The sequence below is a fragment of the Solimonas sp. K1W22B-7 genome, assembly GCF_003428335.1.
Lineage (GTDB): Bacteria > Pseudomonadota > Gammaproteobacteria > Nevskiales > Nevskiaceae > Solimonas_A.
The window spans coordinates 1,641,365-1,662,180 of the sequence record NZ_CP031704.1 but is presented as its reverse complement, the minus strand read 5'-3'; the positions used below and the strand labels follow the sequence as shown (position 1 = coordinate 1,662,180).

Below are 20,816 nucleotides of genomic sequence, written 5' to 3'. Positions count from 1 at the left end.
GATGAATGGTTGCAACAGTCCGACGCTGCGCTCAGCCCGCCAGCCGGCGCGCCGCCAGCTCGCGCAGCTGGGCGGTCTTGATCTTGTTGGACGCGGTCATCGCCAGGTCCGCCTCCTCCAGGAACAGCACGCGACGCGGCACCTTGTAGCTCGACAGGCGCTGCGCGGCGAAGGCCCGCACGGCCGCTTCGTCCACCTGCGCACCCTCCTCCGGCACGATGCAGGCCACCACCATTTCCCCCAGCGTGTCGTGCGGGATGCCGACGGTGGCCGTGATCTTGACGCCTGGGCACTGCAGCAGCGCCGCATCGATCTCCAGGGGCGAGACGTTGGCACCACCGGTCTTGATGATGTCGTTGAGGCGCCCCTGCCAGTGCAGGCGACCCTCGGGGTCGATGAAGCCGCCATCGCCGGTACGGAAGTAGCCCTCCTCGTCGAAGGTCTCCTCTGCCGTCATGCGCAGGTAGCCGAGCATCAGCGTCGGGCCCTTCACGGCGATCTCGCCGGCCTGGCCTCGCGGCAGCACCTGCCCCGTGAGGGGATCGACGACGCGCAGGGTGTTGCCCGGCAATGGCAGGCCGTTGTTGCCCTTGGCGATCTCGGCCGGCGTGCCGTTCGGGTAGACGGTGACCAGCGTGAAGGTCTCGGTGCTGCCGTAGGCCGATACCGGCTCCTGCCAGTCGCAGTTCACCGTGGGGTGCGTGCGCAGCGCAGAGGTCTCGCCGACGTAGCGCAGTGAACTGAGGTCCGCGTCCTTCCAGCCCGGGTCATCGACCAGCTTGACCCACTGGTGCGGCCAGGCGATCGGCAGGGTCACGCGCTCGGCCTGCATCAGGTGCAGGGCCTCGCCCGCCAGGAAGGCACTTTGCAGCACCAGGCAGCCGCCGGAAGCAAAGGTGGCACCGAGCGCCATCGCGAAGTTGCCCGACCAGAAGAAGCCGTTGGCGGTCCAGGTGCGCACGCCGGGATCGAGGCCGAAGATGCCGCGCCAGCGCCAGCACTGCAGCGCGGCGGCGCGGTGCGTGTGCTGGATCGCCTTCGGCTTGGCCGTGGAGCCCGAGGAGAAGAACACGAAGCCGCGGTCCGTCGGCGCGACCTCCGCACTCATGGCCTCGACCAGCAGCGCCGGGGCCAGCGGCCCGGCGTGCAGGAAATCATCCCAGCGCTCGAAGGCGCCGGCAGGGCAGGCATCGCCGATGCAGACCGTGCGCCGCAGGTAAGGCAGATGATTCGACTGCATCTCGCCCCGTGCGCTGGCGAGGTCCGGGCAAAGCGCGATCAGCTCGGTGGCGAAATCGCGGCCCAGCACCGTGCGCTCGAAGATCAGCAGGGAGACGTCGGCGACGCGCAGCTGGTATTCCAGCTCCAGGCCCTTGGCGAAGGTGCTCAGCGCCACGCAGGTGCCACCGGCGAGCGCGATGCCGAACATGCCGCTCACCCACTCCGGGCGGTTGGTGACCAGCAGGCCCACGCGCGTGTCCTTGGTCACGCCGCGGGCGACCAGCGCGCGCGCCACCGTGAACGCTTCCTCCCAGACCTCGGCATAGCTGCGACGCAAGATGCTGCCGTCCGGCAGGTGGAAGACCAGGGCTTCCTGGCCGGCATTGGCCGCGCAGACCTCGCGCAGGAATCCGCCCAGGGTCAGCGCGCCCAGTTGCTCTTCGGCGAGCGGGATGCCGCGAATGCTGGAGTCGGTCACCGGCAGGTCCTCGCGGCATGCATGCGGACCCGCACGGCGGGGTCCAGCGCCGGCACGCCGGGCTCGAGCCGGGCCCCCAGGGTCTTGAACAGCATCGCGGCGATTTCGTAGCAGCCCACCACGTACACGATGTCGATGATCTGCTCGGTGCTGAAGTGCTGCGACAGCCGCTCCCAGGTGCCGTCGCCGATGCAGGCGTCGGCATTCAGTTCATCCACCGCCCGCAGCAGGTCGGCGTCCACCGGGTCCCAGCCCGGCGCATCGGGGCCGACCTGCAGCCGCTCGATCTCCGCTTCGCTCAGGCCCGCACGCAGGCCCAGCACGGTGTGCTGCACGAACTCGTACTCCGAGCAGCGCAGCCAGCTGATGCGCAGGATCAGCAGTTCACGGATGCGCCTGGACACGGTGCTGGCCACCGCGACGTGGTTGTTGAAGGTCAGGAAGGCCTTGGTGGCCACCGGGTGGCGCAGCATCACGCCCAGGCCATGCATGCCGCGGGGGTCCTTGCCCTGCCAGTTCGCCAGCACGAAGTCGCGGGCGCCCGGGAAGGCGCTCATCGCGTCCAGGATCGGGGCATCCCAGTCGGGAGGCAGCAAGGGCTCGACGCGCGCTGCGATGTCATTCTGCATTGGTGGCTCTCCGCCGACTTGTTCAAAAACTTCGCCGACTAGCGCGGCGTCCACTCCGACGTCAGCGCGAAGTCCGACAGGTACTTGGTGGAGCTCCAGCCGCCATCGACGACGATGGTCTGGCCGTTGATGAAGCTGCCACCGGGCGAGCACAGGAAGGCGATCGTGCTGGCCACGTCCTCGACGGTGCCGAGGCGCGTGTGCGGCGTCATCTCGACGTTCATGCGCCGGAAGCGCTCGTCCTGCAGGCGCCCTTCGGTCATCGGCGTGACCGTGACCCCGGGCGCCACGGCATTGCAGCGGATGCCGGCGGCACCGTACTGGCAGGCGATGTGCTGGGTCAGTCCGGTCAGGCCGGCCTTGGCGGCCGAGTAGGCGCCGCCGCGCAGGCCGCCGAGAATGGCGAAGGTGGAGGTGACGTTGATGATCGCGGCGTCCTTCTTCATGTGCACGATCGCCTCGCGCGCCATGCGGAACGGCGAGCGCAGCATCAGCCCCAGGAAGTGATCCAGGGTCTGGTCGTCGGTCTCGTGCAGCGGCTTGGGACTGCCGATGCCGGCATTGTTGACGAGAAAGTCGATCCTCCCCCAGCGCGACAGCGCCAGGTCCACCGCCTGCCGCGGCGCGGTGTCGGCGGTCAGGTCCACCGCCAGGGTGGCGACTCTTGCGGGGTCGCCGATGGCCGCGGCCAGGTCGGCCAGGCGCCGCTCGTCGCGGCCGACACCCAGCACGGCCATCCCCGCCTCGGCCAGCTTGACGGCCGTGCCAAAGCCGATGCCGCTGCTCGCCCCTGTAACGATCGCTACTTGCATATCACTGGCTCACCTTGATCCTCACGAATCTACGAAGTATTGCGGCCGTCGTATTGATCGATCAGGACAGCGCTTTGACTCGGGGCGACAGCCCGGCTGGCGTCACTGGCAAGCCGGCTGTCGCGATTCATCAAGACGCGCCGGGCGCGCAGCCCTAGGGTTGGGCTTCCCCAAAGAGCTGCCGCGATGCCGAGTGAGCTGAACCCCGATCGAAAACTGGTCTCCGGGCGCTGGATCCGCTGGGACGAGACGCGCGCCGCCCGCGCCTATGCCGAAGGCCGCTGGATCCACCAGACCCTGGCCGATGCCCTGCAGCAGGCCGCGGACCAGACCCCGCGCCGCGTGCTGCTGGTCGACGGCACCCAGCGCATCGACTGCCAGACCCTGCATGCGCAGGCCACGCGGCTCGCGCAGGCCCTGCTGGCCCGCGCGCCCGGCGGCAGCGTGGTGTCCTTCCTGCTGCCCAACTGGCACGAGGCGGCGGTGATCTACCTCGCCGCGACCCTGGCCGGCATGGTGGTCAACCCCATCCTGCCCTCGCTGCGCGATCGCGAACTGCAGTTCATCCTGAAGGACGTGAACAGCCGCCTGGTGTTCGTGCCGGCGAGCTTCCGCCAGCAGGACTACGCCGCGATGCTGGGCCGCGTGGCGGCGCAGATCGAAAATCCGCCCGAAGTGGTGGTGCTGCGCGGCGACCCGGGTCCGCATACGGCCTACGACTCCCTGCTGCGGCAGGAACCGCCGGCCACGGCCTTTCCCGCGCGCGATCCCGACGCGGTGCGCATGGTGCTCTACACCTCGGGCACCACCGGACGACCCAAGGGCGTGCTGCATACGCACAACAGCTTGCACGCGCTGATCCGACAGGTCGGCGAACACTGGCGGGTGGAGCCGGGGGACAGGTTCCTGGTGCCCTCGCCCATCGGCCACATCGGCGGCTCGATCTATGCCTTCGAGAGCCCGCTGCTGCTCGGCACCACCGCCGTGCTGATGGAACGCTGGGATGCCGATGAGGCGGTGCAGATCATGCAGGCGGAGGGCTGCAGCCACATGGCCGGCGCCACGCCGTTTCTCGAACAGCTGCTGGCCGCCAGCCGCCGCGCCGGCACGCGGCTACCCAGCCTCAAGGTCTTCGTCTGCGGCGGCGCCTCGGTGCCGCCCTCGCTGATCCGCGACGCGGCGGACTACTTCGAGCGTGCCGTCGTCACCCGCGTCTATGGCTCCACCGAAGTACCGATCACCACCGTCGGCGCCACGCGGCCGGAGGAGACGCGGCAGGCTGCCGATACCGATGGCCGCGCGGGCTTTGCCGAGATCACACTGCTGAACCACGGCTCCGCTCCTGCTGGCGAGGGCGAGATTCATGCCCGCGGCCCGCAGATGCTGGTGGGCTACCTGCATCCGGAAGACGAGGCCGGGTCGTTCGATGCGCAGGGCTATTTCCGCACCGGCGACCTGGCGCGATTCGATGACGACCGCTACCTGGTCGTGACCGGCCGCGCCAAGGACATCATCATCCGCAACGGCGAGAACATCTCGCCCAAGGAAGTCGAGGACATCCTCATCGGCCATCCGCAGATCGCCGAGATCGCCATCGTTGGGCTGCCCGACGCACGCACCGGCGAACGCGCCTGCGCGGTGATCGTTCCCCCGAAGGGCGCGCCCGGCCCCGACGTGGCCAGCCTGCGCAGTTTCCTCAACGCGCAGGGTGTCGCCCTGTTCAAGGCGCCCGAGCAGGTGCTGCTGCTGGAGGCGCTGCCCAAGAACGATGCCGGCAAGGTCCTGAAGCACCAGCTCCGCGCGAGTCTCCTGCAGCCCGCTTAAAGTGCTTATTAAACAACATTGTTGATATAAATTCCTTGCGCTGACTGCGGCGCTGGGCCATCCTCGCCCCGTACTGGCGGAGGATTTTTCAATGGCAGGGGCATGCGCGACAGACTCTCCGGGCCCGGAAGCAGGGGCCGCCGACGAGGCCCATGCACTGGTGCGCGTGGATGCCCTGCGCAAGTTCGGCGAGGTGGTCACCGGGCTCGGCGGCAACCCGGCCGCCCTGCTGTCCAAGGCCAACATCGACCCTGGCGTGCTGGACAACCGCCATGCGCTCATCCCCTACCGCACACTGGTGCAGCTGCTCGAGCGCGCCGCGGACGAACTGGACTGCCCCGACTTCGGCATGCGCCTGGCCGCCGCCCAGGATGGCCTGAAGGTCCTGGGGCCGCTGGAATTCGCGATGCGCAACTCGCGCACGCTGCGCGAGGCCTTCCACTACTGCACACAGCATCTGCAGGTCTACAGCACTGCCTCGCAGATGCATGCCCAGCCGGGGCCTGCGGACAGCGAGCTGTTCTTCCATTTCGAGATCCTGCTGCCGAAACTGTCCGGGCACTGCCAGGCCATCGAACGCGCCCTGCTGCTGGCCCAGCACGTGGCCCTGCACGTCACCGGCGGCCAGACGCGCGCACGCGAGGTCTGGTTCATGCACGAACCCCTGTCGCCGCCCTCGGGCTATCTCGATTACTTCGGCAGCCCCGTGCGGTTCGGACAAGCCATGGACGGCCTGCTGTTCGCCGAGCCGGACCTGGATACCCCGGTTCCCGATGCGGACCCGCAGCTCTACGAGCTGGCCTCGGACTTCATCAGCAGCCGCTTCCCGGCGAAGGATTCGCTGCTCAGTGCCCGCATGCGCGGCATCGTCGAACGCCTGCTGCTCGACGGCGGCTGCAGCTACGACGGCGTGGCCTCGATGCTGGGCATGCATCCGCGTACGCTGCAGCGTCGCCTGAAGGCCGAGGGCGAGTCCTTCGAGGCGATCAAGGACGGCGTGCGCCGCGATATCGCCCTGCGCTATCTCCGGCAATCGAGCGTGCCCCTGATCCAGGTCGCCCGGATGCTGGGCTATGCCGAGACCTCGGCCCTGTCGCGCAGCTGCTATCGCTGGTTCTCGGCCTCGCCGCGCCAGCTCCGGCACGGCGCTGCGAATGTCGAGGACCGGGCACGCGCCCAGAGCGCCTGAAGCGCCGATCGCCCGCGCCACCGGCGCGCATCCGCATGCTGCATCGCAACAACCGCGGCCCTGCCCCGCTCGCCATGACCGCCACCCGAATTCCGGACGGATGGCTGTCCCTGCCGGCCGCCTTTACAGCGGCCCGGCCCTGGGCAACAATGAACATCAGTGTTGAATAATTCAACGGGTACGATGCGAGGAGAGAGCGCATGAGTCCGGTCGATTCCACGGCAAGCCTGTCCGATCCGGGCCGGGGATTTGCGCGCAAGGAGCGCGCGACTCCGGTACGGCGCGGCACGCCATCGCCCGCGGGCGCCCAGTGGTCGATCGACCAGGCCGGCATGGTGCGGGCACGCACTTTCGGCAAGTTCGAAGACGTGGTGACGGGCCTCGGCGCAAACGCCAGCGCCCTCCTGCGGGAATCCCCGATCGACGCCACGGCACTGCAGGACGAGAACGGCGCCCTGCCCTTCCTCGACGTGGCGCAGCTTTTGGAGCACGCGGCAACCGAGCTCGCCTGCCCGGATTTCGGCATGCGGCTCGCCGCGGCCCAGGCCATGCAGGGGCCGGCAAAGACCCTGGGGCCGATCGGCATCGCCATCCGCAACGCCCCGACGCTGCGCGAGGCGCTGCAGTACTTCTCCGACCACGTACACGCGTACAGCAGCGCCGCGCGCCTGTGCATGGAACAGCTGCCGGACGACGGCAGGATCTTCATGCTGTTCGAGAACGTCCCCGCCACCCCGGCGATCCAGGTGCAGGCCACGGAGCATGCCCTGGCCCTGATGCACCACCTGGTCAATGCGATCAGCAAGGGGCGCATCCGCTCCCCGGAAATCTGGTTCAGCCACGAGCCGCGCGCGCCGCTGTCGGTGTATCGCGCCAACTTCAACGCCACGGTGCGCTTCGGGCAGAGCATGAACGGCCTGTTCTTCGAGGATCGCGATCTCGACCTGCCGCTGCCGGAGCGCGACGCGCAGCTCTACGAGATCGCCACCAGCTATGTCGACCAGCGCTTTCCCGCCATTCCCAGGGGCCTGGCCACGCGGGTGCGCGTCATCATCACGCACCTGCTCGCGGAAGGCAGCTGCACCCACGAGCACGTCGCGGCAAGGCTCAGCCTGCACCCGCGCACGCTGCAGCGCCGGCTGCGCGACGAGGGCGAATCCTTCGAGTCGATCAAGGACCAGGTCAGGCGCGAGGTCGCGCTGCGCCATCTCGGCCAGGCCAACGTCTCGCTGGTGCGGATGACGGAGATTCTCGGCTACTCCGAAACCTCGGTGCTGTCACGCAGCTGCCACCGCTGGTTCTCCGCCTCGCCGCGCCAGTTGCGCAAGGAGCAGTCGGCCAACGCCGGCGCAGCCTCTCCGGGCCCGCGCGAGTCGATCAGGTAACCCGCAAGGAGACTCCCCAGGATGTCGCTGCACGCCGGGCGCTACGCCGCCACCCGATCGCCCCGCCTCGCCGCGGGCTGGAACCTGAAGCACCTCACCCCGCCCAGCCGCCTGTTCGGTGCCAATGGCCTGCGCACCGGCCCCGACGGCCGCATCTACGTGGCCCAGGTATCCGGCAGCCAGATCAGCGCCCTGGATGTCCGCACGGGCCAGATCGAGACCATCAGCGCCAAGGGCGGCGACATCATCGCGCCCGACGACCTGGCCTTCGATGCGGCCGGGAACCTGTACGCCACCGAGGTGATGGACGGTCGGGTCAGCATGCGCGGCGCCGACGGCCGCACGCGCGTGCTGCGCGACGACATCCCCTGCGCCAACGGCATCACGGTCCACCAGGGCCGTTTGTTCATCGGCGAGTGCCGCATCGGTGGCCGCCTGCTGGAACTGGACCTCAACGGCGGCGCGCCGCGGGTGCTGCTCGCAGACGTGCCGATGCCCAACGCCATGGAAGTCGGCCCCGACGGCATGCTGTATTTCCCGGTGATGGGCAGCAACGAGATCTGGCGGATCAACCCCGAGGGCGGCCCCGCGGAGAAAGTGGCGGCCGATCTCGGCGTACCCGATTCGGTGAAGTTCGATTCCAGCGGCTGCATCGTTTCGACCCAGGTTCACTCGGGCGAGGTGCTGCGCATCGATCCGCGCAACGGCGAGCGCAGCGTGCTGGCGCGGCTGGACCCCGGCCTGGATAACCTGACATTCGTCGGCGAGCGCCTGTTCGTCTCCAACTTCAACGGGCAGATCACCGAAATCGCCGGCAACGGCGACACCCGCAACCTGCTGCCCTGCGGCCTCAACGGGCCGCTCGACCTTGCGGTGGACAGCAGCGGCCAGGTCTACGTCGCCGATGGCGCCAATCTCTTCGTGCTGTTGCCGGACGGCGCACTCAGGTCGGTCGGGATGCTGTTCAGCCCCGGCTACCCGGGGTATGCCCGCGGCCTGGCTGCCGTCGGCGACGGCGAGCTGATCGTCGCCACCGCCGGCGGACAGGTTTCGCGCTATCGCCCGGCGCAGAACCAAAGCGAGGTCCTGGCCCAGGGCTTCGACCAGCTTTACGGCCTGGCCGTGGCGCCCGACGGCAGCGTGATGGTTGCGGAGCTGGGCATGGGTCGCGTGCTGTCCATCCGCGCGGGCAAGGTCGAGGTTCTCGCCTCCGGCCTGCGCGATCCGGTAGGCGTGGCGCTGGACGCCGACGGCGCCTGCCTGGTCTCCGAGGCGGCTGCGGGGCGGGTGGTCCGGCTCGCCCGCTCCGGTATCGAAACCGTGCTGGACGGACTGCAGCGGCCGCAGGGCATCCTGGTGCGGGACGGGAAACTCTACGTCGTCGATGCGGGCGCGCAGACGCTGATCTCCTTCGACCTGAAGACGAAGGAGCGCCTCACCCTCGCCGCCGACCTGCCGGTCGGCGCCCCGCCCGGCGTCATTCCGAAGCCCCTGCGCGGATTCCCACCCTTCTCGGGACCGATGGGCCCGTTCGCCGGCATCGCCGCCGGCCCGGATGGAACGCTCTATCTGTCCGCCGATGGCGATGGCAGCGTGCTGGCGCTCAAGCAATCCTGAGCAGGACCTGGATGATCGATGTCGGCAGCAAGCTGCCGACAAGCCATTCCCCCAAAGAGAACTTCGGGCAGGCTCTACCCTTTCCCGGGTCCCAAAAGAGATCGCCCTCCCGGCCTGTCCAGGCCGGGAGGGCGATGATGCATCACACGGATCTGACCGCGATCACTGGTTGGCCGCCGCCCCGAAGTTGTACTTCAGTCGTGCACCGATCATGCGCGGCGTACCCACGGCGCGCGATTCGTAGGCCAGCAGGTTGTAGGTACCGCTGGTGTAGGTCGTGTACTCCTCATCGAGCACGTTCGTCGCGAAGGCGGTCAGGTCCACCGGCGAACCGAGGATCCTGGTCCAGCCGAGGTTGAGGTTCAGCAGGTCGAAGGCCGGCAGCATCCCGAAGGGACCCGAGCTGCTCGCCGCCGAGCGCTGCTCGCCGATGTAGGAGTAGGTCAGGCCGGCATAGATCTGGCCCCATTCCGGCGACACCGGCAGTTCCCAGTTCAGCGCGGCCACGTAGCTCTGCTTCGGTGCGTACGGCAGTTCGTCGCCGACCTCCGCGATTGGTGTCACCGAAGCCCTGGCAATGGCACCACCGGCATCGCCCACGCGGTCGGTCTGGTCTTCCTGCTCCAGCAGTTCCGTATCGAGCAGGGAGAAGGACAACGCGAACGACAGGCTGTCGAGCAGCTGGAAATAGGCGTCGCCCTCGATGCCCTGGATGCGCGACTTGCCGGCGTTGACGATCGTCGTGGTCTGCAGCGACGGCGCCGAGACATAGCCCAGCTGCAGCTGCTGGTCGGTGAAGTCGTTGTAGAACACCGCCAGGTTGAAGCGGCCCGGGATCGGTCCGCCGAACTGGGTCTTCAGGCCCAGCTCATAGGTGTCCACCTTCTCGGGCCTGAAGGTGTCGACACCCGAATCCGCGGCGAGGATGACGCTGCCCTGGCGGTAGCCGCGCAGGTACTTGGCATAGATCATCTGCCCTTCGAAGGGCTTCCAGTCGAACTCGATCAGGCCGGTCGGCGCCTTGCTGCTGGTTTGCGGCGTGGTGATCGTCTCGGTCGGCGCCTGCGGGATCGCGAGGAGCCAGGCGTAGCGGGTCTTGATGCCATAGCCCTCGGTATGGTCCCAGGTGTAGCGCAGACCGCCGGTGAAGCTGAACTCCTCGTTGAAGTGCCAGGTCCCCTGGGTATACGCGGCACGGTTCAGGTACTCGGTCTTGTACTCCTGCACCAGCACGCCACCGACCACGCCGCCCAGCGGGTCGAAGCAGTTGAACCCCGAGGCAGGGCCCTCGAGGGTAGCCATCTCGCAGGAGATCAGGCCGGCGGAGTTGTTGCCGGAGAAGCCATCCGGGCGGCTGTTCTCGAAGTAGACACCGCCCTGCCAGTCCAGTGCGCCCTCGAAGGACGTGCCCTGCAGCTGCAGTTCGCCGACGTAGGTTTCCTGGCTGGTGACCGGGATGTCCGGGTTGCGCACCGAAACGCCGGTCTTGAACTCACGGCTCGCGTCCGGATCGATCGGTATGGGGGGAAGACCAGGAACGGGAAGGCCCACGCTGTACCGGAACTGCGTCCCGAAGATGTCCGAGCCGTTCTCCGTATGGAGATGGGCATAGGCCAGGATGTTCTTGAGCGTGACGTTCTCGGCCAGATCCCAGGTCAGCGTATTGATCAGGCGCTTCTCCTCGATGTTCGTCATCGGGCTCTTGATCGTGCTGACCACGTCGTAGAAGCCGTTCTGACCCGCGTCCGCCTGACGAGCGAGCTGTTGCTGGCAGGACTTGGACTGCAGCAGGCCGGAGAACAGCAGGAAGAAGTCCGTACCGACAAAGTTGGGATTGCAGGCATAGAGCTGCGAGCTGTAGCCGGTGCTCTCCGAATCGATGTAGGACAGGATGGTGTAGTTCTCGACGTCGTCGGTGATGTTCCAGACCGTGCTGAGACGCCCGGAAAGGTAATCGACGCTGCCCAGCGCATCGGTGCCGATGCCGGTGATGTTGTTCAGGTGACCGTCGCGCTCGTTGCGGTCGATGCCGAGCCGGAACTTGAAGTCCTCGGACACCGGCACGTTGAGCACGCCCTGCTGGCGCAGCATGCCCCACTCGCCGCCCGACAGTTCGACGTAGCCTTCGAACTCGTCCTTCGGTCGGTTGGGCACCAGCAGCACCGCGCCGCCCGTGGTGTTGCGTCCGAACAGCGTGCCCTGCGGGCCCTTGAGGACCTGGACGTTGGCCAGGTCGAACATCGCACCCGGGCCGGCGCCGTCGCCGGAGGTCTGCGAACTCTGGCCGCGCGGGGCCACGACTTCGGCCATGTAGGTGGCGACCGAGGCCGTCGTGCGCAACTCCTGGGTGAAGCCGCGGATCGAGAAGGTGGCGTTGTCGGCGCCGAAGCGGTTGTTGGTCGACAGCGACGGCGTGTAGGCCGCCAGGTCGGCGGAATTGGTGATGTTGGCGTTGGCCAGCTGCTTGCCGTCGAACACCGTGATGGAGATCGGCACTTCCTGCATGCTTTCTTCGCGACGCTGGGCGGTGACGATGATCTCCTCGATCACCTTGGCCCGCGGCGCGGGTGCCGCGGCCGGGGTCGCTGCGGCGGCCTTCTGCGGAACCGGGATCAGGTCCAGCGGCAACTCGGTCTCGGCCACGGGGGCGGCAGGCGCGGCGGCGGGAGCAGCATCGGCTGCAGCGGCGGGCGCGGCGGCGGCCGGCGGGGTGGCGGAGCCGGCGGCAGACGCAGCCGCCGGTGCCGGAGGCAACTCCGGGAGATCCTCCGAAAGGGCGTCGAGCACCGCATCCATGCCCGGGTCCGACTCCGCCGCAGCCGGCTGGGCCGGCGCGGCGCCCTGCGGCGCTTCGCTCCTGGCCTGCTGCGGAGCGGGAGCATCCGCCGCATCGGCCTCTTGCGCCGACGCGGTGAAGGAGTATCCGGCACCCAGCCCGGTGACCAGACTCGCGGCCATGGCTGCGATAACTTTCTTCATGGATCTCCTCTCACTCTTCTATTGTTGATCGTCCGGCGGACTGCCGGATCGGTAAGCACGAAATTCTGTACATCCACCAGGCTCACGCGCACGCGCCCATCGAGGGCCATGGCATAGGACACAGGCTAGCGGTGCAGGCGCTCTACTTCTTGACCCGGCACGACCTACTTCTTGACCATGCACGACAAGGGGGGCGGCAATGCAAGGCATCCCCTGAATGCTGTCCCGGCTGAGCGGTGCCCACGCCTTTTTTTGACTCCGGAGTCGACCCGGACACATCGACAGCTTGCCGCGGGGTCCGGCAGGAATTCCTGCCCGAAAAAGCTTAGGCCGGGGCATGCCGCCGCAGGTGACCCTGCAGCGGCATGCCTGCCCACAAGACTTCAGCTCAGCTCGACCACGCCGCCGCCGAACGCGGAGACTTCGCCGGTCTGCGTCACGGCGTGCTGCTTGATCTCCACCAGCTTGCGGCCGCCGTCCTCGAACTTGCGGATCACCTCACCGTTGATGAACACGGTGTCGCCTTCCGGGTTGTGGCGACGGATCTGGCAATGGCTGCTGCGCAGGAAGCCTGCATCGCCCTGCCAGTTGGTCAGGTGGTGCGTCAGCCAGGAGCAGCGCTCCGGGCCGTAGTCATAGGCGCCCGGGGTGCCGACCTTGAGCGCGAACTCTTCTTCCCAGTGCACGCGCTCCGGGCAGTCGGGGATGTTGAAGCGGTTCTTGATGCCCAGGCCCGGATGCTTGTGGTGCTGCTGCCAGGCCAGCTTGTTGGCGCGGATGTAGAGGCCGCCCCAGCCCTGCGCGTAGCAGATGAAGCCGGTGACGGTCATCGGCCCCTTGACCATGGTCGGCAGCTTGTCGCCGACCTGCACCTCGTTCCAGTTGCGCGGGGTCGCACCCTGCACCGGCTCCTTGGCATACAGCTCGAAGATCTTGGCCAGTTCGTCCTCGGTGTACTTCTTCGGCTCGCGGGCCTTCACCTCGGTGTACTTGGTGCCCTGCTCGCGCGCCACGTCGCGATCGGTGCGGAAACACCAGCTGTCGGCCTCGGCGACGAAGTCACCATGCTGGTTGTAGAAACGCACGTTGTAGATCTGCTGGAACGAGCGACCGGCGAAGCGGGTCTGGTGCTCGATCAGGTCCTTGAGCTTGGCCTCGGTGCGGATGGTGTCGTTGCGCAGCACCGGCTTGTGCCACTGCCAGTTGGCGCCCGCCCACATGGCATGCACGCCCGACAGGCCGCCGACGTAGCCGGAGATGATGCGGCTGGTGGTGAACAGGAAGCTCGGCAGCGCCGTGATGCCGCCGAAGCGCGACCTGGCCGCGTATTCCGGATCGCACCACAGCGGGTTGTCGTCACCGATGCCGTGGGAGTAGTGACGGATCGCGTCGCGGGTCGCCTCGTAGTTCCAGGGCTCGACGGTGTCGGTGATCGCGACGCCGATGCGCTGGCGCAGTTCGTCCAGGCCCTTCTCGGTGATCTTGGGAAATGCGGCGGCAGTATCGTAAGACATGTGGTTCTCCTTGAATGCGAAGTTCAGGTAGCGGCAGCTGCGGCGTTCTCGCGGTCGCGCAGCACCTTTCGGTTGACCTTTCCGGCCGGGGTCTTGGGCAGTTCGTCGACGACGACGATCACCCTCGGGTACTCATGCTGGCTGAGGCGCTCACGGGTGAAGTCCTGCAGCTCGCGGACAAAGCGGTCGTCCTCCGGGCGGGGGCTGACGACGAAGGCCTTCACCACCTGCCCGCGCAGCGGGTCCTTCACGCCGATGACGGCAGCCTCGCGCACGTCCGGATGCTTGAGCAGGACGTTCTCGATCTCCACGGCGCTCATGGTCCAGCCGGCGGAGATGATCACGTCGTCGGCGCGGCCGCCGTGGTAGAAGTGGCCGTCCTCGTCGATCCAGCCCAGGTCCTTGGTCGGTACCCACAGGCCGCGGCGCAGCAGCTTCAGCTCGCCGACCTGGCGCGGCGCGCAGGGCTTGCCGCCGGGGTCCTGCACTTCCACGGTCTGGCCGGGGATGGCCTTGCCGAGTGAGCCCGGCTTGACCTGGAAATCCGGCGCGCCTGGGTAGTTCACCAGCACCACGCCGACCTCGGTGGTGCCGTACATGCTGCACACCGGGCGCCCGAACAGCTTTTCCGTGAACTCCAGCGTCGCCGGGTCGATCGGCTCGCCGGTATAGGACAGCTTCTGCAGGCGGAAGCGGAATTTCTCCGCTTCGCCGGTGGCCTTCATCATGCGGTAGTGCGTCGCCGCCGCGGACAGGTTGGTGATGCCATAGTCCTGCAGGGCCTGCAGCAGGCGCAGCGCAGCGAACTTGCCGGACAGGGTGCCGGTGGTCACGCCCAGCGACAGCGGCGCCAGCGTGCCATGCCACATGCCATGGCCCCAGGCCGGGGAGGACGGGCAGAAGAAATCGTCGTCCGGGCGCACGCCGGTGCCGTACAACGCCGCCAGGGCCAGCACCACGATGGAGCGGTGCGTGTGCTTGACCGCGGCGGGCAGTTCGCGCGTCGTGCCCGAGGTGTACTGGAAGGCGGCGAGGTCATCGCCCTTCGTGTTCACCGTAAAGGTATCCGGGTAGGCCTTGAGTTCCTCGAACAGGCTGTCGTCGGCCACCACCACCCGCGTGTTCGCCGCGGCGCGCGCCATCCCGGCCTTCTCGGTGTTGGTCACCAGGATCACCGGCGTGCAGTCCGCCACGCGCAACTGCAGGCCCTCGGGCCCGAACAGGGTGAACAGCGGCACGCTGATGGCGCCGGTCTTCATCGCACCGAACATCGCGGTGTAGAAGGCCAGCGAGGGGTCGAGCATGAAGGCGACGCGGTCGCCCGGCTTCACGCCCTGCGCCAGCAGCCAGTGGGCGAAGCGGCTGGACCAGCCCGACAGTTCGCGGAAGCCGATGATCTCGTCGCGCCCGTCGGCATGCGCCACCCGCACCGCGATCCGCGCGGGGTCGCCGGCATGCCGGTCGACGCACTCGTGCGCGATGTTGAAGGACTCCGGGGTCCCGTCGAACAGGGCCCAGAGCGCCTGCGTCGAGAAATGCCGCTGTGCATCGGCATGGCTCGTGTAGTCCGTCAGCTTGCCCATCCAACTCCCTTGAATTCCGTTCCAGGCGACGACCCGGCCCGGTGCTTATTCATGAGACCAGACCGCAGCAGTTGTTGTCAATATGCAATATATGTTCTATTAGTGCAACAATCGATACACGACTCCGGCGTTGCCGGATCGGCACCGGGGTGCATAATGCTTCGACTCCATCACGGCACCGGCAGCACTCGACGATGAAGCGGCACGTTCAGGCAACGATGAACGTTGAGGCAGAGCTGAGCGCTCCCAGCGCGCAGGTGCAACTCGTGCAGTACCGTTTCAACGAGCCGCCCGAGAGCGTGGTGCGCCTGGACTCCCATATCCGCGTCGAGCTGTGCCTCAATACCCGGCACCACAGCGCGCGCGCCTGTTTCGCCGGCTGGCGCAGCAGCCGCTTCGAGCGCATCGGCGAAGTCTTCGTGGTGCCGCCCACCATCGAGATGGCCGCCCGCAGCGACGAAGACCGCTCGCTGGAATCGGTGATCTGCCTGCTGGAGCTGGCGCCGGTGCTGGCCCTGTTCGACCGCCTGCCGGAGATGAGCGAGCGCTTCCTGCTGCTGGGCCTCGATGTGCGCGACGACAACGTGCGCCACGGCATGTTGCGCCTGGCCGACGAAGCGCGTCACCCCGGCTTCGCCAGCCAGATCCTGGTGGAGTCCATCGCCTCGCAGGTCAGCGTGGACCTGCTGCGCTACGGCCTGGCCCTGCCCGAGCGCAGCGTGCAGGGCGGGCTCTCGCCCTGGCAGCTGCGCCGCATCGAGGAACGCCTCTACGAGGTGCGCGAGGCCCCGAGCCTGCAGGAGTTGGCCGGGCTCTGCGGCTTCTCCGTGCGCCAGCTGACGCGCAGCTTCCGCATCGCGCGCGGCTGCTCGGTGGGCGAACACGTCGCCGACCGCCAGATCGGCCATGCCAAGCGCCTGCTCGCGGCCGAAGAAAGCGTGGCCTCGATCGCCGGCACGCTGGGATTCTCGTCCTCCTCCAACTTCTGCTACGCCTTCCGCCGCGCCACCGGCCTGACCCCCGGCCAGTACCGCCAGTCCCTGCCCTCCTTCCGGGCGATCCAGCACGTGCGCCCGGCGCGGCCGGAAGCACTGGCCAGGGCCTGAAGCCGGCGCTTGGCGCCGCTTGCATCCCTGAACTTCTGGGACCTGCTAATTTCGACGAATCCAAATTTGTGCAGGGAGGCCACAAAGGTCGTCGATGATTCAAATACCTGACTTTGAGCCTGTCGTTTTAATCGGCGACAACACGCATCTAATCGCAGAGGTTTCGTCGCTCTTTAGACGGGAGCGTCGTTACCTATCGGTCAGCGATGGGCCTCGGATGGCCCGGATCGACTGGACGAATGAAGTGACACGCCGAAGTAACTTAGTTGCACACGTCCAACCTCGAAAGGTGCTCTTTACCGATCTCACGGACGCCGCCGCGGAAGCCCTGTCCCAGCACATACCAGCGACGTTGGTCTCGCGCATCAGCACCAGAGATGAGGCCAAGTTGGCCCTCCTGGGCGTTGTGCGCGCTCGCGACACAGAATTCGCGTGGGGCGAGCGCAATCTTGGTATCGGCTTGATGCTGGCGCGTCAGACCGGCGCCATGCTGCGAGTGGATCCTACGGTCGATCCATCCAACATAAATTTTGTTGAAGCCGGGCAACACGTACTCATCGCCTGCGAATCAGGCAACGAGATGAGTCAGATCATCGCTAGCAATCTCACCCATGCCATCGGTGGCAGCCTGGTCGTGTTTGATCCACTTCCTGATGTAGAAGCCGACGAGCTGATTGAGGCCCTGTATCAAGTTGGGGGTGGAGCCGGAGCAGCGCGTTTTGAAGATCTATCAGCTCGTGTACGTGCGTTATTGCCCGCGGAGGTAAGGGCGGATCGATTCACAGAGGTTCTATTCGTTACACATCGTTTTCCCTACGGAATTGGGATACCAGAGCGTCCTAGTTCCCATCTATTTGCTTATCCCGACCTCGGGCGCACTATCGTCCAGTCTCTTTGGGCGACTCAGAACGCCGATCTCAGCGCGCGCACCGCACTGTTGGTTCAACCGGGCCAAGTTGTCGGATCCGAAATCACGGTGATCGCTGACGCCCTAAGTCGTAACCGCACACTTACGCGTGTGCTGGAAGGCCCGGGAGCATCGGTTCATCGGGTCGATCTGCTACTGCAAGCGGTACCGTGGGACCTCGTCGTATTTTCAAGCCATGCGGGCGATGCTCCTGGCTCACGTGACACTTACGTCTATGTCGATGATGAGGGTCGGGAACGCCGTCTCATTGTTGAGCAAGCAGTCTCTATCGGAGTCGATCCGCATCAAGAGGATATTCCGGTCAAGTTTTTTTTCAATTATCAGGAGTTGGACGGTGTGTCATGGTCCGATAAAGCCGCTCTAGCCGAACTTCCGGTGGGGAGTGCTCTTCACGCCTTCCATCGACTTGATGTCGATCAGCGTAGGGCCGCTCGAGTCGAATCTATTCGTCTTCCGCGGGTTCGAAATGCAATGGCGATCAAGCTGCATGACCACGTGTGGTTCCCGGCCATACATGCCCTCGCGCCTGGGGCATCACCTCTGGTAGTGGTGAACGCCTGCTCGTCTTGGCACCAGATGAGTGGCCTATTCGTGTACGCCGGCGCACGAGCCTATATCGGCACGATGTTCCCCGTCACCGACCCGGAAGCCCAAGAAGTCGCTGGACATCTACTGGATCGCGAGTTGGGCCAACCGTTAAGTCACGCCCTCTGGCGTGCGCAGCACGCGGTGTACGGAGACGGCACTCGCCGACCTTATCTACTCATTGGCCTTCCGTTCTGCCGCGTGCAGCGTAATCGGGTCAATTCACCCCCCCATCTTCATCGTGAACTAACGGCTAGCATTCGCGAGATTGACGCTCGACTCACTGAGGAACTGCCAGCGGATCTGCGCCACAATTTCGCTCGACATCGCGAACTGATGCTTGAAGAGCGGCGTGCCGTCGAGAGAACCTTCACGCCAGATGGGCGGCTAAGGCGAAGAAATTAGTTCAAGGTCGGATCATTGATCCGCCTTTCGCGACAGGCGGGGCAATGACCCGCCTTGGTCCTATTGAATCAGGACCTGCCGCCCTGTGCCGCGAAACCACCCCTGCCAAGGAACGACTCGATGGCGCGGGCCATGTCTTCAGGCACCTCCATCGTCGGGAAGTGCGATCTCGCCTTGAGCCTGCGGACCGTGAACCACGGATGCGTTGCCGCGAAGGATTCCTGCGCCTGGAGAAACCCGGGATCCTCGGGCTGGGCGTAGAGGTGCAGCGCCGGCAGGGGCGGGTCCAGCGCCGCCAGCGCCTTCAGGGGATTCCCTTCGCGCCGATAGGCATTCCCGATCTCGCGCCCGGCCCGCGCCCACATCCCGGCGCCGTACGCACCCATCCCCTCGCGCACCAGGCGGATGATTTCCGGCTGGTCCACGCCATGCAGCCACATGCCGAAGAGCTGATCGCGCGTCGCCTGCCAGGTCGCCGGGTCCTGCAGCGCGGCCAGCGCCCCGAGAAAGGGTGGAGGCGGATCGAGCACCAGCCAGTCCAGCAGGACGATGGCCGGAATCCGCCCCCCCAAGCGGCGGCGCAGTTCGATGGCCACCCAACCCGAGTGGGACATGGCGACCGGAACCACCCGCTCGGCACCGCTCTCGCGGATCACGGCCTCGGCATCTTCGACCAGGGCGGATTCGCCGAAATCCCCCGGAGAGGGTCCCGAGCGTCCATGCCCGCGCCAGTCCATCGAGAGCACGCGGCGCGTACGGCTGCATGCCGATACGAGGCCATCGAAGGGCCCGCGGTCCACGCACCAGCCCGGCAGGCAGAGCAGTGCGGGGTCTCCTGCCCCCACGTCATCGAAATCGATCGGGATGGTGGACTTCGTTTGTACCATGGTTGCCCTCCTGGTCAGTGTGGGTCCTGCAGGGCGGGCCTTGACCCACCCTGGGAGCCTTCGGTATCAGCGGCTGAGCGCTTTTTGCTATTGGACGATTCTGGCATGAGCAGGATCATCAGCGGGGATAAAAAACACAATATCAGGGGAGTCTGGGAACCATGGAACCATCCGTCTGGCCTCGTCTTGCGGGCGCAGTGGTCACGGCACTCGCGCTGGTAGCCTGTGGCTCATCCACAAGTCCGGAGCAGAGCGCGAATCAGCCTGGGCGTCAGGACGTGGAGGACACGCCGGCCGCTCCGCCGAACGAAGGGGTGATCCTCGCCGGGGAACTGCTGCATGTGGTCGAACGCGCAGGCCTGTACTCGCTCCCGACCGACCCCGTTGCGGCGCTCGCGGCGCTGCTGACGTTTCCCGACCAGCTGGGCAATGTCATCGCGATGCATCTCGGCCGGCTCTACCCGACGCCGAACGAGTTCATCCCCGGCTTCGGACCGCTGGTGGATCTGCTGCAGGCGCGCGCGGAGTTGTTGCTGAGCGGGGGGCAGGCCACGAGGATTCTGCAGGATACGGCGGATTTCGAATTCTCGATCCTGTTGCTGCCGGTGGAGGCAACGACGGCCATCGTGATTCTCCCGACCCGGGTTGTCCGGGCCAGGGCTGACGCCGCGGCGCTCCCCGAGGCGAAAGTGGACCTCAGCCAGGTCACCTACGAGGTGAACGGCCGCACGCGCACCGTCGAGCAATTCATGCAGAGCGGGTCCACGAATGCGATCGCGTTCATGCACAAGGGCCGGTTCATCTACGACGACTATCAGAACGGGTTCAACACCAAGACCCGGCACCATATGTGGTCGGTGACGAAGTCGGTCACCACCTCGCTGGTGGGAATCGCCGTGGCGGAGGGGCTCGTCCACTCGATTCACGACCCCATCACCAAGTACATCGCCGAAGCCGCCGGCACCGTCTGGGAGGGGGTCAGCATCGAAGACCTCCTGCAAATGGAGTCGGGCACCTACTGGGTGGACGTGCCGATACACCAGCCCGAGGAGCTCGTCCTCATGGGTGCCGACTACCACTCGAACGGCCTTGCCGGGATGACCCGCGACGAGTACCTGCTGAGGCTGACGCGCGTCTCAAACCCGGGCGAGTTCTATCGCTACAACAGCGGCGACGCGCAGATGCTGGCGTGGCTGCTGGAACGGGTCTACCACAAGCCCTACGCGGAACTCCTCTCGGAGAAGATCTGGCAGCCCGCGGGCATGCAGGACGATGCGCTGGTGATGGTGGACCGCCTGGGGAACACCTTCGCTTCGATGGGGCTGCACGCGACGCCGAGGGACATGCTCCGCTTCGGGGAGCTCCACCGCAACGGGGGACGCAGCGTCGATGGCAGGCAGATCATCCCCGCGGCCTGGGTGAGGGCTTCGCACCACTACGACAAGGCGACCGGCGGCGGCCCACGCGGCTACATGTGGCCTCACTGGGGCGGTGTCGAGTCCGGCAACTACACGGCGGAGGGTTACGGGCACCAGCTCGTCAGCGTGGCGCCATCCCTGCACATGGTCGGTGTCCGTTTCGGGAATGACCCGATCGACACCATCGTGCAGAAGGAATGGGAAGCCGTGCTGACGGCGGTGGGCAACTATCTCGACTGAGCCGGTCGAGCCTGCC

14 protein-coding genes are annotated in these 20,816 nt (G+C 66.6%); 7 read left to right on the top strand and 7 right to left on the bottom strand.

Annotated features, from left to right (window positions below; translation table 11 throughout):
• Positions 1–31 precede the first annotated feature (31 nt).
• The 3 genes from D0B54_RS07635 to D0B54_RS07625 are packed head-to-tail and all read right to left on the bottom strand — an operon-like array spanning position 32 to position 3,140.
• Positions 32–1,699: a class I adenylate-forming enzyme family protein gene (locus tag D0B54_RS07635; protein ID WP_205527300.1), complete on the bottom strand. Its 1,668-nt coding sequence runs from the start codon at positions 1,697–1,699 to the stop codon at positions 32–34.
• Positions 1,696–2,328: a carboxymuconolactone decarboxylase family protein gene (locus D0B54_RS07630; protein WP_117290729.1), complete on the bottom strand. Its 633-nt coding sequence runs from the start codon at positions 2,326–2,328 to the stop codon at positions 1,696–1,698. Before D0B54_RS07630 ends, D0B54_RS07635 begins: the two co-directional genes overlap by 4 nt.
• Positions 2,329–2,366: 38 nt before the next feature.
• Positions 2,367–3,140, bottom strand: a complete 774-nt coding sequence (locus D0B54_RS07625; RefSeq protein ID WP_117290727.1) for an SDR family NAD(P)-dependent oxidoreductase — start codon at positions 3,138–3,140, stop codon at positions 2,367–2,369.
• Between the two features lie 186 nt (positions 3,141–3,326).
• Between D0B54_RS07625 and D0B54_RS07620 the strand changes: the two genes are divergently transcribed.
• From D0B54_RS07620 to D0B54_RS07605, 4 genes are all read left to right on the top strand, one after another.
• Positions 3,327–4,964, top strand: a complete 1,638-nt coding sequence (locus tag D0B54_RS07620) for an AMP-binding protein (RefSeq protein ID WP_117290725.1) — start codon at positions 3,327–3,329, stop codon at positions 4,962–4,964.
• 91 nt (positions 4,965–5,055) lie between these two features.
• On the top strand, positions 5,056–6,153 hold the full coding sequence (locus D0B54_RS07615) for an AraC family transcriptional regulator (RefSeq protein ID WP_117290723.1): 1,098 nt from the start codon (positions 5,056–5,058) through the stop codon (positions 6,151–6,153).
• 200 nt (positions 6,154–6,353) lie between these two features.
• Complete coding sequence (locus D0B54_RS07610) at positions 6,354–7,538, top strand: AraC family transcriptional regulator (protein WP_117290721.1); 1,185 nt, start codon at positions 6,354–6,356, stop codon at positions 7,536–7,538.
• Positions 7,539–7,559: 21 nt separating this feature from the next.
• Positions 7,560–9,155: an SMP-30/gluconolactonase/LRE family protein gene (locus tag D0B54_RS07605; protein ID WP_117290719.1), complete on the top strand. Its 1,596-nt coding sequence runs from the start codon at positions 7,560–7,562 to the stop codon at positions 9,153–9,155.
• A 162-nt stretch (positions 9,156–9,317) separates the two neighbouring features.
• Here the strand turns inward: D0B54_RS07605 and D0B54_RS07600 are convergent, their stop codons facing one another.
• From D0B54_RS07600 to D0B54_RS07590, 3 genes are all read right to left on the bottom strand, one after another.
• Complete coding sequence (locus D0B54_RS07600; protein WP_162932288.1) at positions 9,318–12,134, bottom strand: TonB-dependent receptor; 2,817 nt, start codon at positions 12,132–12,134, stop codon at positions 9,318–9,320.
• 383 nt (positions 12,135–12,517) lie between these two features.
• Positions 12,518–13,648, bottom strand: a complete 1,131-nt coding sequence (locus tag D0B54_RS07595) for an FAS1-like dehydratase domain-containing protein (RefSeq protein ID WP_117290715.1) — start codon at positions 13,646–13,648, stop codon at positions 12,518–12,520.
• A 23-nt stretch (positions 13,649–13,671) separates the two neighbouring features.
• Positions 13,672–15,231, bottom strand: coding sequence for an acyl-CoA synthetase (locus D0B54_RS07590; protein ID WP_117290712.1), 1,560 nt, complete (start codon positions 15,229–15,231; stop codon positions 13,672–13,674).
• A gap of 218 nt (positions 15,232–15,449) precedes the next feature.
• On the opposite strand from D0B54_RS07590, the gene D0B54_RS07585 reads away from it, so the two are divergent.
• Together D0B54_RS07585 and D0B54_RS24220 are read left to right on the top strand one after the other, a co-directional pair.
• A complete protein-coding gene (locus D0B54_RS07585) occupies positions 15,450–16,337 on the top strand; it encodes a helix-turn-helix transcriptional regulator (RefSeq protein ID WP_117290710.1) in 888 nt (295 codons plus the stop codon).
• A 217-nt stretch (positions 16,338–16,554) separates the two neighbouring features.
• On the top strand, positions 16,555–18,255 hold the full coding sequence (locus D0B54_RS24220; protein WP_162932287.1) for a hypothetical protein: 1,701 nt from the start codon (positions 16,555–16,557) through the stop codon (positions 18,253–18,255).
• Between the two features lie 68 nt (positions 18,256–18,323).
• Here D0B54_RS24220 and D0B54_RS07575 read toward each other — a convergent pair whose 3' ends face one another.
• Entirely contained in the window at positions 18,324–19,142 is an 819-nt protein-coding gene (locus tag D0B54_RS07575) for an alpha/beta fold hydrolase (RefSeq protein ID WP_117290706.1), read from the bottom strand.
• A gap of 161 nt (positions 19,143–19,303) precedes the next feature.
• On the opposite strand from D0B54_RS07575, the gene D0B54_RS07570 reads away from it, so the two are divergent.
• Entirely contained in the window at positions 19,304–20,800 is a 1,497-nt protein-coding gene (locus D0B54_RS07570) for a serine hydrolase domain-containing protein (RefSeq protein WP_162932286.1), read from the top strand.
• The last annotated feature ends 16 nt before the right edge of the window (positions 20,801–20,816 follow it).